This window comes from Candidatus Latescibacter sp. (assembly GCA_030692375.1).
Taxonomy (GTDB): domain Bacteria; phylum Latescibacterota; class Latescibacteria; order Latescibacterales; family Latescibacteraceae; genus JAUYCD01.
In genome coordinates, this window is the sequence record JAUYCD010000040.1 from 1 (window position 1) to 13402 (window position 13402).

Annotated in this window: 13 protein-coding genes; all 13 read right to left on the minus strand. The window is 49.2% G+C overall.

Features of this window, described 5'->3' with window-relative positions; all coding sequences use genetic code 11:
* Positions 1-310 precede the first annotated feature (310 nt).
* The gene (locus tag Q8O92_02590; protein ID MDP2982203.1) at positions 311-1315 is read right to left on the minus strand and encodes a uroporphyrinogen decarboxylase family protein; all 1005 of its coding nucleotides are present in this window, start codon (positions 1313-1315) and stop codon (positions 311-313) included.
* The gene (locus Q8O92_02595; GenBank protein ID MDP2982204.1) at positions 1312-2616 is read right to left on the minus strand and encodes an aldo/keto reductase; all 1305 of its coding nucleotides are present in this window, start codon (positions 2614-2616) and stop codon (positions 1312-1314) included. The genes Q8O92_02590 and Q8O92_02595 overlap by 4 nt, the downstream gene beginning before the upstream one ends.
* Positions 2617-3189: 573 nt before the next feature.
* Positions 3190-3726, minus strand: coding sequence for a hypothetical protein (locus Q8O92_02600; GenBank protein MDP2982205.1), 537 nt, complete (start codon positions 3724-3726; stop codon positions 3190-3192).
* Between the two features lie 8 nt (positions 3727-3734).
* Positions 3735-4253 carry a zf-HC2 domain-containing protein gene (locus tag Q8O92_02605; GenBank protein ID MDP2982206.1) on the minus strand — a complete coding sequence of 173 codons (519 nt, stop codon included), beginning with the start codon at positions 4251-4253 and terminating at the stop codon, positions 3735-3737.
* The gene (locus tag Q8O92_02610; protein MDP2982207.1) at positions 4240-4884 is read right to left on the minus strand and encodes a sigma-70 family RNA polymerase sigma factor; all 645 of its coding nucleotides are present in this window, start codon (positions 4882-4884) and stop codon (positions 4240-4242) included. The genes Q8O92_02605 and Q8O92_02610 overlap by 14 nt, the downstream gene beginning before the upstream one ends.
* Positions 4885-5007: 123 nt before the next feature.
* Complete coding sequence (locus tag Q8O92_02615) at positions 5008-6522, minus strand: HD domain-containing phosphohydrolase (protein MDP2982208.1); 1515 nt, start codon at positions 6520-6522, stop codon at positions 5008-5010.
* 44 nt (positions 6523-6566) lie between these two features.
* Entirely contained in the window at positions 6567-8108 is a 1542-nt protein-coding gene (locus Q8O92_02620) for a YifB family Mg chelatase-like AAA ATPase (GenBank protein ID MDP2982209.1), read from the minus strand.
* 6 nt (positions 8109-8114) lie between these two features.
* On the minus strand, positions 8115-8504 hold the full coding sequence (locus tag Q8O92_02625) for a hypothetical protein (protein MDP2982210.1): 390 nt from the start codon (positions 8502-8504) through the stop codon (positions 8115-8117).
* A 264-nt stretch (positions 8505-8768) separates the two neighbouring features.
* A complete protein-coding gene (locus Q8O92_02630) occupies positions 8769-9446 on the minus strand; it encodes a retron system putative HNH endonuclease (GenBank protein ID MDP2982211.1) in 678 nt (225 codons plus the stop codon).
* Positions 9443-10696, minus strand: a complete 1254-nt coding sequence (locus tag Q8O92_02635) for an AAA family ATPase (GenBank protein MDP2982212.1) — start codon at positions 10694-10696, stop codon at positions 9443-9445. Before Q8O92_02635 ends, Q8O92_02630 begins: the two co-directional genes overlap by 4 nt.
* Before the next feature lie 177 nt (positions 10697-10873).
* Positions 10874-11899, minus strand: coding sequence for a KamA family radical SAM protein (locus tag Q8O92_02640; protein ID MDP2982213.1), 1026 nt, complete (start codon positions 11897-11899; stop codon positions 10874-10876).
* Between the two features lie 239 nt (positions 11900-12138).
* Positions 12139-13101 carry a hypothetical protein gene (locus tag Q8O92_02645; GenBank protein ID MDP2982214.1) on the minus strand — a complete coding sequence of 321 codons (963 nt, stop codon included), beginning with the start codon at positions 13099-13101 and terminating at the stop codon, positions 12139-12141.
* Between the two features lie 51 nt (positions 13102-13152).
* Positions 13153-13402, minus strand: a 250-nt coding sequence (locus tag Q8O92_02650) for a hypothetical protein (GenBank protein MDP2982215.1), incomplete at its 5' end; no start/stop codon positions are given.

Below are 13402 nucleotides of genomic sequence, written 5' to 3' on the forward strand. Positions count from 1 at the left end.
AAGTCGTTTTTATACTAAAAAAAGGCAAAATGGTAAATATAACCCCCTAACCCACAGTCCCTTTCCCCCCAATGGGGGGCAAGGGAAGTCGTTGCTCCACAGTCTTTTCCTGCCCCCTTCAGGGGGAAGGATGTCCAAAGGACAGGAAGGGGGCTTCGTAAAATAATATGACTTATGTAATTGGCTCGTATAAAACGACTTTTGCAAAAACCTCTCATGGTTCAGAATTCTTTTATCCCGGTCATCCTTGAATCCCGACCATCCGCGGTTCAGACAATCTTTTTCCTTCTGTGCCTCTGTGCCTTTGTGCTTATGCCCCTTGTTTTTTTACCGTTTCAATCATAGCAAGCATGTTTTCCAGCGGCACATCGCCCTCCACCGAATGGGCGGGTGCAAGGATATATCCGCCTTCCTTTCCGAGTTCAATGAGACGGGTCACTTCGCTGCGGACGGTATCCGGGGAGCCGTATGGGAGTGTGCGCTGGGTCGAGATGCCTCCGTGGAAAGCGAGCCTGCCACGGTACTTTTTCAGGAGCGCCTCCACATCCATGACCTCTGGCTGGAAAGGGTTGAAACAGGAAAGCCCGATCCCGATAAGGTCATCGAAAAGCTCGTCCACATCGCCGCATGAGTGTATGAAAACGTATTTCCCCGCCGCACGCACCACATTATACATCCGCGCCAGAACCGGTAAGATGAACTCCCGCCAGAGATGAGGCCCCATGAGAAGGCCGCGCTGCTGACCCCAGTCGTCGCCGAAGTAGATTGCATCGATGTCGTAACGGAGCGCTTCGTGAATCTGGGCTACGTTGTAGTCGGCGATGGCGCCGAAAAGCTCCCGGACGAAACCGGGGTGATCGTGGAAATCCATCAGCAGGTTCTCCATTCCCCTGAGCGTCCAGGCGCGCTCGAAAAGGGAAAACCCGATCTGGAACACCCGGAACCGGTCGCCGAATCGTTCTATCTTCTCCGGAATGTTCGCGAAACAGCGGGGGTCCGCCGGATCGGGGAAGGTGTATCCGGCAAGGGTCGGCGCCGGGAGCACACGGCCTCTCACCACCCCGATGTCACGGTCTATTCTCCGGTCCCAGACCACCCCGAACACATCCCGGACACATCCGCCGCCGATATCTTCGAAAATCCCGATATCCTTTCCCAGCCCGAGCAGGTGATTACCCATATCGCTTTCGAGATCGTCATGGCCGTAGTACACGACAAGTTTCTCCCCGGCCTCCACGGTGAAGGAAAACGACCAGGGAACATAGGGAGGAGTTTTGCCGTCGAGAACCAGTTTGATTATTTCGCGCTTTGTCACCCTTCTTTTTTCACCACCTTGCTTGCGTTGTTCACCGGTTTTTCATCGTAACGGATCTTTTTCCAGTAAGCGCTGACCGCCTGACGGCCCCGGTATTCGCGGACGGTGTTGTGATAGGTTTCCATATTTTTGATGATGCTGAATTTCTTCGGGCAGGCCTTTTCGCAGAGTCCGCATGCAGCGCGGTCGCAAGCGGTAAAGTCTACGGCGAGCGTCTGGTACTGATCCCCTCTCCGCCAATTGTCGTGATATCCCACCCGAGCCGCCTGCAGGTTGGAGAGCATGTAGCTTACAGGAACCTGGTTCGGGCAGGCCTTTTCGCAGGGTTTTCCGTTGCATTCGCCGCAGGCGCCGTCCATCTTGCGATCCACCTTGGCTTCGATCTCTTTGCGCTCCGCCGGAGTGAGCGGCTTGAATGTAGCGGCAATCGCAAGATTATGTTTCAACTGCTCCATAGTGCTCGAGTTCGGTATGGCGGCGCTGACCCCCGGATGCGAGAGAACATAACGGAGGCATTCCTCGGGAGTCAGTACTACCGGCACCTGCATGGGATCCTTGGGATTGTAGCTCAGGAGGGTGGAGCCGCCGTAGGGTTTCATGTTCATCACCCCGATATTCAGCTTTGCCGCAAGGTTGAGGGCGCGCTCGAACTCACGGGTCCCGGCGTTGTAGGGAATGACCACGCAGTCGAATTCGCCGGAGCGCATGGCGTGCATGGTCACCTGGCAGCTGTGGCCTGTGATGCCGATAAAGCGGGTTTTTCCCTCTTTCTGGGCCTGTTTCAGCGCCTCGAATGCCCCGCCCGCCGCCATGGCTTCATCGTAGAAAATGAATGAGTAGTAGTTGTGCATATCCAGGCAATCCACATGGTCGGTGTTCAAAAGCTTGAGGCTTTCCTCGAGCTCGCGGAGAACCTCGGCTTTTTTCACCTTGGTGGATTTGGTGGAGATGAACAGCTCATCTCGGCGGCGTTTCGGCAAAACCTTGCCGACCCACCGTTCCGCGTCATCATAGATGGCGCCGATCTCAATGGTGTTAATGCCGCAATCGATGGCGGTATTGAACAGGAGATCGGCTTCCCTGTCGGTGAGCCATCTTCCCGGCGCCGGATCGCGGAAAATGGTCCCGTACCCGATGACAGATGTTTTCCAGCCGGTTCGGCCCAGCACCCTTTTCGGAAGGCTTTCCGCCAGTTTGGCGGCCGGCTGAGCCATCGCTTCGGTCAAACTCATTCCGGCCAGACCTCCGGCGGCCAGGGAAGCGGCGGATGAGAGAAATTCCCTGCGTGATACTTCTGCCATAACGGTTACCCTCGTCTTTAATGGTGTGGAAAGAAGATTTCGCCGGAATACTATTTCTGAATAAAAATATACTTATTTTTTTCTCAGTGGATTACAGAATTTACAGGGTGGCAGAATTCGGTTGGCTTCATTTTATGCACCGAATTAAGAAATGCAAGAAGAAAATGAGTCTTTTTTCGAAAAAAGTTGACATTTGAAAAATTTCACCGTTAATTTCTCTATATAATGATTGCTTCACATTTAAAAGGTATCACTAAGAGCCTATCCATAAATAAGGAAGTCAGGAACGCTGAAACTTCCCTTGCCCCCGGAACGGGGGTAAACGGTTTCATCGTTCCCGCGAAGCGGCAAGGGATAAGAGGGTTAGGGGGCCTTGAGTGGACGCAACCGGCGAATTCCTTATTTAATGGATAAGCTTTAAGGGATTTTTCCCTTAAAGACAAAAAATTCACCCCGCTCCCCTCCCGGCAAGAGGGGTAAGGTCAAGGGACCGGGAGGGGTGGGGTGAAGAGTGAAAGGTAAGGAACTGCTTTCTCTTACAAAAGGGATTTGACAATAAGCCGGGAATTTCCGTTAACGCCTGGGCGGAGGCCCACCGGGCTGGGACGGTTTTTCCGAATCGGAACGCTTTCCTAATCTCCTGAAAATATCCTCTTTTACTTTATCCTCGTAAATGAGCAGTTTTATCTGCTGGCGCTCGTTGAGAACCGCTTTCGCTTTCTGGTAATATTTTTCACGTTCGATTATGAGAGCTTTTTTAACCTCTGTCAGCCGTTGGGCGCGCTCCCGCATCTCACTGATTGGTACTGCCAGGTTGTCCGCATTCTTGTCAATGCTCCTGATCAGCCCGTTATGTTCACGCATGAGTTTGCCCACGACAGCGCTGTATTCCTGGAAAACAGGCCGGAATCTAGAGCCGGTGTTTTCATCCAGGTTGAGGAAATGCTGGAGATTGGACCAAACCCATTCACGGAACTGCGCTTCATGTTCCTGACCCCTGGGGCCTTCACCCGGCGGACCTGGTCGTTTCGTTTCCTGCGCCCCGGCTATTCCGGAGAATACCAGCAGGAAGAGAATGGCCGGAACAATTAACGATGTAATGTATTTCATGTTTAGCTTCACCTCTCGTCAGTACTTAAAAGCGCAGTCAATTCGCTTTCATCCAGAGTATTCAGCATATCATCAATTGAAACATTGGCATATGTGGTCAAGTTATGATATGCCACATCCTCATCGGTTAAAGAACTTTTAAAGACTACTGCAGTTTGGCCTTTATTCGAATGCTTTTCCCCGGCCATGAATCCTGTCCCGTTGTTTCCGAGAAAAAGACTATATGCTCCCACAAAAACTGCAAAGAAAATAACCGCCGCTGCAGGTACAGCCCAAAGCGCAGTGGTGCGTTCTGCTTTTTTCCTGCGGATTCGTTTATTTATCATTTCCAGGTATCGGGAATCCGGAACCGGCGCCTGCTCTATAATGGTCTCCCGGACCAGCCGCACCACGCCGGTCATCTCACGGAGTTCCCTACGGCAGTCTGCGCATCCTGCCAGGTGCCTTTTAACATCTTCGGCGATTTGGGGAGCAAGCGACCCGTCATCGAAAAAAGGTAAAAGGTCCATGACTCTATTGCATTTCATATTGTTCTCCATAGTTTTTTAGCGTTTCCTGCAGTTTTCGTATCGCGTGGAAATACGAAGCTTTTACCGCGCCCTCGGTTATTCCCATAACCTCCGCGATCTCTCCATGCGTAAGACCTTCCACCTGTTTCAAGATAAAAACTGTACGCTGTTTCAAGGGCAATACATTTACCGCCCTTGTTACCGCCCGCATGAGTTCTTTGCGCTCATACGCTTTTTCCGGCCCTGGATCGGTGGAATGAAACTCCATTACTTCTTCATAATGATCGAATGAAATGAACGAGATAATCTTCTTTCGACGCAAGTGGCTGATACAGAGATTATATACAATACGGTACAGCCAGGTATAGAGCGATGAATCCTCCCGGAACGACTTCAGGTTAAAGTAAGCTTTTACGAACGCTTCCTGGGTAATATCCATAGCATCGTCTTCATCGTTCAGCATAAGTTTCGCTATTTGTAAAAGCCGCCGCTGATACCGATTCACGATCCCTGTAAATGCGCTCTCGTTGCCCTTTTTAAAACGCTTGACTAATTCCCGATCATCAATTGCCTCAATATCCCGTTTTGATAAACCTTTTTCATCGGGCAAAGGGCTTATGGCCTTCATATTCTTGCGAAGTTTATTCACTCTTTATGCCCTATTGACGATTCGTTTGCCGGAATAGTTTAATGAAAAATCACCTTGAGGAGGAGAGCGAAGAGCGCATCGCCTTCAAGAAAACACACCGCAATCAGGAAAAGCCGACAACCGTCAAAATGCCGGTGTTTCCTTTTCCAGCACCCCCACGAACACTTTAACGATTCCAGGGTCAAACTGTTTCCCGGAATTTCTAATTACTTCAAACACAGACTCTTTCAGGGTCATTTGACGTTTGTACGAGTTCCCTGACCGCATTACAGTGAATGCTTCCGACAAATTGACGATCCTGGCGTTCAGGGGAATGGACTCCCCGGATCTTCCGAAAATATACCCGCTTCCGTCCCAAGCCTCGTGGTGGTAGAGAACACAGGGAATGATGGGCTTCCAGAGGGTGATAGGCTCGAGGAGCTTGGCTCCCTTCACCGGATGCTGACGGAGGATTTCCTTTTCACGGTCGGAGAGTTCCCGCTTATTGAAATAAACGGAAGGCATGTCCAGTTTTCCGATGTCATGCAGGAGCGCGCCGAAATGCAGTTCGTTTCGATCACTTTCGGAAACATTCATCGCCCGGGAGATTTTATGACAGAGTTCCGCCACTTTCCAAGCGTGTCCCACGGAATAAATATCTTTTTTTTCAATGGCCAGGACGATAAGATTCGTGGTCTGAACATAGAAGTTCTGCTGGTTCTCGATTTTTTTGGTCATCTCGATGACCGCGACGGCCCGTTCGGTAATTCCCCCCAGCAGGCGCAGATCCTCGGCGCCAAGAATCCGGTGGTCGCAGGTATTGATAACCTCCAATACTCCGGTAATTTCACCCTCAACCTTCATGGGAACGGCCACAATCTGCCTGGTGACAAATCCCGATTCCTTGTCCACTTTGCCGGTAAAGCGAGGGTCATTGGAAGTATCATTTACAATCTGCGGTTCACCGTGCGTCGCCACCCAGCCGGCGATTCCCTCGCTCATGGGAACGGATATGGTTTCAAGGCGGAGGCGTTTTTCTCCTGTGGCGACAACAAATTCCAGGACCTTTTCACGCCTGTTGGCGAGCATGATACTTGCCGCCTCGCAGTTCATGGATTCGGCCGCCAGTTCGGTCAGATTGTTCAGGCTTTCTTTCAGGTTGCTGGAAAGATTGAGGGAAGAGCTTATCTTGAGGAGGTCGCTGATTTCCTTTTTTTCCCGTTCGATTTCACGTATCAGCCGGTTGTACGCATCGATATCTGCGCCGGGAGGAAGGCTGAGCCTCAGCGAAATGATCGCCGGAACCCTCGACTGGAGCTTTATACTGTCGAGCGGTTTCATGAAGTAATCGGCGGCGCCGCTGCGAAAAGCATCGAGCATGGAGTCGGAATTCTCCCCAACCAGAATTACCGGAATGTTCAGCTTTTCAGCTTTCACTTTCTGCAGGAGTTCCAACCCGGAAAGCCCGGGAAAATCCATGTCGGCAATAATGATTTCCGGAGGCTCATTTTTCACTATCTCGAATCCTCCGCCGGGTGATACTGCATCCACTATGTACCCATACTCAATGAATGCGTTCTTCACCGTTTCCAGCGTCTCTCTCTTCAAGTCGAAAATGAGGATTCTTTTATTTGCACCTGGGGAAAGACCTTTTGCCATGGATGCCCTGCCTGAAAAAATTCATTTTACGGTATTCTCTCAAATTACTTCATCCAGAGATTCCTGTCAAGTGTTCTGTACTGAACCGCTTCCGAGACATGCCGTGCGGCGATGAATTCCTCGCTTTCAAGGTCTGCGATTGTTCGCGATACTTTCAGGATACGATGATATGCCCGCGCGGAAAAACCAAATGCTTCAACGGCCCGCTGGAGAATCTTTTTTCCGGCCTCGTCGAGGGCGCAGTATTTGAGAATGGCGCGCGATTTCAAATGAGCGTTGGCATGAACGCCTTTCAGATCGAGGTACCGGTTTTTCTGAATCCCACGGGCGCGGTTGACGCGTTTCACAATGTCATGGGAGTGGTCTTCGCTGTTCGAGGCATCCACCAGGTCACGGTATTTCACCGCGGGCACATCAACATGGATATCGATCCGGTCGAGGATAGGTCCCGAGACTTTTGACATGTAACGCTGAATCAACTGAGGGCTGCATGTGCATTGGTGGTGTGAATCGGTCAAATATCCGCAGGGGCAGGGGTTCATTGCCACAACGAGCATGAATGAAGCCGGATATTTGATGGTGTACTGGGCGCGGGAGATAGTGACATGACCGTCTTCGAGAGGCTGACGGAGGCATTCGATGTTCTTTTTCCCCAGTTCGGGCATTTCGTCGATGAAAAGCACCCCGTTATGCGCCATGCTCACCTCCCCCGGATGGGGCCAGGCTCCTCCGCCTATGAGGGCTGCCTCGGAAATTGTGTGGTGGGGGTCACGGAACGGGCGGTCGACCACAAGAGGATGGCCGTCCTTGAGAATGCCGGCGACCGAATGGATTTTTGTGGTCTCCAGCGCTTCCTCCAGGGTCATACGGGGAAGAATGCCGGGGATCCTCCTTGCGAGCATGGTTTTTCCGGAACCGGGCGGCCCGATCATGAGAATATTGTGTCCTCCGGCGGCCGCCACCTCCAGAGCCCGTTTCACATGCGCCTGCCCCTTGACATCGGAAAAATCCATATCCACATCTTCCCCGGCCATGAGGGAATCGATGGAGGGATGGTAATATCTGGATATGAGATTGCGGCCGGAAAGGAAATCAACCACCTTTTGAAGGCTTTCGGCCGGATAAATGTTGACATGCTCAACCAGGGCGGCTTCATCGGCGTCCACCACCGGAACGATGATGCCCTCAAAACCGGCGTCACGGACGGCAAGGGTTATGGGGAGTATCCCCCTCACATGACGCAGGGCGCCATCCAGGGAAAGCTCCCCGACCAGCACATACTTTTCCAGGACGGACAGGGGAATACGGCTGTCCGCGGCTAGAATTCCCACAGCCATGGGGAGATCGAACGCCGAACCCTCCTTACGGATATCCGCCGGGGCAAGGTTAATGGTAACCCGTTTCTGCGGAAACAGATATCCCGAATTTTTGATGGCCGAGGTTACCCGCTCCCTGCTTTCCTTTACCGCGCCCTCTGCCAGGCCGACAGTAGCAAATGCAGGCAGTTTGAACTCGAGATCGGTTTCCACTTCGACAATGTACGCATCCACTCCCATCAGGGCGGCGGAGCGTACACGGGCGAACATGTTCACTTAAAACCTCTCGGGGAAGCTGTCAGGCTTGGAACGTTCCCAGGTGAATTCGGTATCAAAATCATACACGTCGGCGAAATCCTCTTTCCTGTCCCCATCGGTTTTACTCATGATCCCCTCATTAATCAGGAGATAGACGATTTCTCCATAATCCAGGGTCTTTCTGACCTTCCAGTGTTCCAGAACATCACGGGCCATATAACCGAAATGCTCACGAGCGTATTCAGCAATTCCCCAGGCCAGCTCGGCTCCGTTCAGATGCCTGATCTCAGGCAGTTTGCCGACCGTATGCTCGAGGGCCGACAGGATGAAAAAAAATGCTTCTCTTTTGTATCTTCCATCCTGCATCGCGACCCGGGTTATTTTCTCAAGAATCTCCCTGTTTGACATAAGTATGCTGTTTCAATTCCCGGTATAAGAGTTAATGCACAAATTACTATAAAAAACTTCATCACACAATACTTTTTCTTATCTGTCTCCGTGCCCGCGATGCACGGTAACGTTCTCTGTTATTTACATCGTACGGCTACTTCGCTTTGTTACAGTTACACCTTGAATCCCCCATCCAACAACCTCAACAGACGGGAATATGTATACGGATTCCTGCATAAGTAAAAGGTAAATATAATACATGTATCCCATGCGCATCAATATTTATCGTTCTGTAGAATTATTGGAGTTACTACCAGAGATATATTGGGTTAAAACATACTCTATTACGGCACAAAAGGGTTCGTATTTCCCCTTACTGTCAGTGTTCCTGTAATTTTCAATCAATTTTTCCAAATCTTCATTTGATAAGGAATCAAAATCATCGAATATCCCATTCAATGCGTTTCTTCGCAATGCGATAAGAATAGTATGATTCAATCCGAGCTTCGAGATGGTTTCCAAAGCAGGTTTTTGTTTATCAGGATTATCTGAGGGTTTTATTTCTCCTTCGGAGCTAAATCGGAAGAATTCACTGCAAGAGGGATTAAGCGGCGTAATAAATAAATCCTCATCAAACCATTTGTCTTTTTTACGCCCACAATGAACTGAACATCGTATGCGTTTTCCGCCATTACAAGATGCAAGGAGGTTTCGATACTCAAATCTTAATTCATGATATTTGGATTGGGGCTTCAGATGTTCGATATGGCTGTCCTGCAATTCAATTCGGTTTCCACAATAACAGCAGATATATCCCTGTTCATTAAGTAAATTACTTTGAAGCGAATCCTTCTCCGGGTTTTTTAAATCCACCCATTCACCTTTGTTCCCTGGTTCGCCAATCGTTTTTTTCCACTCTTTAAAATCCTGCGGTTCCGATTTTTTTTTAATAAACTTCATCGGCCGAGGATCTCCTTGCGCCTAATCAGGGTATCTGCTTTTGCAAAAACAGGTTCATCAGAACCGATAACCTCCTCAAGATTTTTTCGTATGACCGAAGCTTCTGACAGCTTCCCTCTATCAATATGATCGAAATACTCCAATAACATTTTTTTTATCTCAATAGGCCTCTCACTCGTTTCCATCACATCCTCAAGAATTTGGTTACTGTCTCTTCCATAAACATTTTCAAGAAGGGAAGCCTGAATACCCTCAGAAGTGTTTTCTAGGGTGTAAAAAATGGCTGATTGGGCCTCGCTTATCACCTGAGGTGAATGGGTAGTCACAATAAATTGACATTGAGGGAAAGTGTTTTGCAGTTTTGTAATAACTTCTCTCTGCCATCTGGGGTGCAGATGGAGATCAATCTCATCAATCAGGACAACAGCTTCACCGGTTAGAGGATTATCAAGTGACGGATTTGCTAGAGTAAGTCTCCGAGCGAGGTCTCCCGCCAAGGCAAGAAGGCATTTTTCACCATCTGAGAGTTGATTTACTCTCAGAATTTCATTGTTCTTGTTTACTTCCATACGGAGACGATTGCGCCTCACGCGTAAATTTGTAAAACCTGTTAAAGAATATACTGCAGAACGAACTGCATAAAGTTGAGGGTCTTGCTCTGATGTTTTGAAAAGAGTATAATTCTCATTTTCCAAATCTTCCTGCTCACGATACCACTCGAAAAAAGTCCTGAAGTCTGCTCCTCTTCCAGCAAGCGCGTTTTCATAAGCGGAAAATTGGTCGAACGAATGTTTTTTCCGAATTCGCAAAGGAATATCGAGAACAGCCCTGTTCACAGGATAATAAACCACCAGAGGAATACTTGATTTTACATCCCGTTCCAGATCGTCGAGAATCATTGAAGCAATGTTTTTTAAATATCTGAGATCTGAAACTTTTTGTTTGCGGCGCCCTGAACGGGTTTTCACAATGTTCCATGTATATTCTTTCTCCTGATAAGATACAGTTGCTTCAATTTTTGTTTCGTTTTGGTCGTTGTTAATATCAATTTCGGTTGGAATGATACCATTGCTTGAAGGAAAGCGAATTCTATTGTGAAGCCAGGACATGAGTATAGCTATGCAATCAAGAACGGTTGATTTTCCTGAACCGTTAATGCCAATAAGAAGTGATGTTTTTGAATTTCTGAGATCAATCGTAAGAGATCTGATTCCCCTAAAATTCTCAATTTTAGTCTCAAGTATCTTCACCATCAACTCCGATTAAGATAATGAATTCTCCAATCAACAGAATTGCGAGGAAACACTTAAATTTAATATATCCAATCAAAACAAGATACAACTTTTTTCTTCGTTTCAAAACAAACCCTTTTGGGCTTCAAACTGTTACGATGTATAAGACTGACTCCGAATAGTTTTTTGATAACTTCAATGCTTGCACGGATTCCATTCACGCCAGAGCCTGCCGGAATAGTTTACCATCTCGAAATAGTCCCCGTTACGGCCTCGAAGATATTGGGGATTGAGCGGTATCTTGCCATAAGGGGTGTCCAGAACATACTGCGGCACGGCAAACCCGGTGGTCCAGCCCCGGATTCCCCTTATGATTTCAAGGCCTTTCTCGATGGTGGTGACAAAATGCCCGGTTCCGGAGAGGGTTTGCGCCTGGTAAACGTAATAAGGCCGAATCCGCATTCTCACCAGTCCCCTCACCAGGGCGAGGAACGTCTCCCGCGAATCGTTCACCCCCCGGAGCAGTACCGACTGATTGTTCACCGGTATGCCGCGCGAAAGCAGAGTTTCGACCGCCCGACAAGCTTCGGGAGTGATTTCCCGGGGATGGTTGAACTGGGTGCTCACCCAGAGGGGATGGAAGGATGCCAGCATATCGGCAAGCTCTCCGGTGACTCGCTCCGGCCAGGTGCAGGGCGCGCGCGTTCCCACCCGAATGATTTCAACGTGGTTGATGGCGCGGATTTGACGGATAATCCCATCGAGATCCCTGTCGGAGAACATGAGCGGCTCCCCTCCGGTGAGGAGAACGTCCCGGATAGCCGGGTCGCTTTGGATATATGATATAACTCTTTCGAGGCGCTCTCCCCGGAGATCGGCGGAATCGTCACGGCGAAACCGCTTCCGGAGACAATGACGGCAGTACATGGGACACTGTCCGGTCACCATGACTGCTATCCGGTCGGGATATACCCGTATCACCCCGGGAACCGGGGAGCTTGCTTCCTCTTCCAGAGGGTCATTCACACCGTAAGTGTCGAGCTCGCGGATATCCGGCACCGCCTGGAGACGCAGCGGGCAGGAAGGGTCAGATGAATCCATCAGCCGGGCGTAATACCCGGTAATCCGCCAGGGATAGACAGCGCCCACCCTTTCAATATCCGCCTCATCCTGCGCGGTGAGGGGAATATGGTTTTTCAACTGTTGTATGGTATCGATCATGGAATGTTCAGAAATTCCGGAGAAAAGGATGTCGAATGTTGTTTAGATCCTAAAACGAGTTCAGGATGACAAGTGTCATGCCGAACTTGTTGCCGCTTCGCGGGAACGATGAAACCGTTTCGGCATCTATTTCGATATAAAATATGTCGTATGTATGTATCCTTAGAGCGCCGCAAAAAAAGACCTGCGCCATCCCCGCAAGTCTTTTTTACTTGTTATAAACTTTATGTAAAAAGCCTTTAACTCTTGGTTATGATGACCAGGTACTGAATCTTCCAGAACTGTTCCGTGTTCATCACTTTCAGCAGGGAAACATTTTTCCCGACTTCTTCGATCTGATAGCAGGTTTCGCTCCGGCTGGGGATCAGCCGGACATTTTTAGCCGGGCAGTTAATCTCGAATTCGTTTTTGTTAGCGATATTGATCTTGGTGAACGTGGCAGGGTCGAAATCCTTGGCCAGGTTGATGCTTTTCTTCTGAAAGAAACTGCCGGATTTTTCCACAATCTTCCTGCCGATCAGCTCTTTTTCGGTGCCAACCACAAAGTAGGCGGTCTTCCTGGTCTCGTCGAGAATCTGGCTGGTTTTTTCAAGCTCGGTGGAAACCACATGCAGGTTCTTCTGGGTATAGCTCAGGGTGTCCTGGGTGCTCTTGATCACTACATCTTTCAGGCCGATGGTTTCACGCATCTCAGCCATAGTTTTCTCGTTCTTCGTGATCTCGTCCTGCAGATTGGCGACCATCTGGTCAAGCACCTTGATCCGGAGATTGGACTTGTTCATCTTGTCTCGAAGCGCCGCAATGTCTTTTTTGTCCTTTTTGAGCTGATCCTCGATAACCGAAATATCGTTTATTATCTTGGATTTCTGGGTCTGGTCATTTTCGGCGCGGGTGATCATCCCGCTGATTAATACCTGTTTTTTACGGACATCCTGGAGCTTGTCCCCGATTTCGTTGATGGCGCCGGTTATCTCGTTTATGTAGCTGGTGAGCTTTTTCTGCTCATCTTCGCCCAGGAGATTTTCCTGTTTCAGAGTCGCAATCTCCTGCTTTTTCTGGTTGATGGCCCGGTACTGGGTAAATATAACCCCGCACAGGATGATGAACAGGAGTATCGCCGCCGCCGTTTTCACACCGCTGCCTCCGTATTTTTTTACCGGTTCCTGTTTTCCGGCGGGTAGTTGAGACTGTACATCGTTCATGGCGTTTTCACCTTTTCGTGTTGAGGTTTATGGTGGTTCCCCTTAATGATTTCAACCCTTGCAGAGATAGCTTTTACCTACAACTTGTAAAAGTATCTTAATAATATAATGAAATTGATAAAAAATATCAACCGGTTTATAAGAAATCTGGCCATCCCCCATTTTTTTCTTTGGCGACAAATATGCCATGCTATTTATATGCTCTAAAGACAAAATCCCCCCGCCGCATAAAGCGGCGACCCCCTTGTTAAGGGGGTAAGATACTGCCTGCCAATATGTTTCCCCCCTTAAAAAGGGGGGA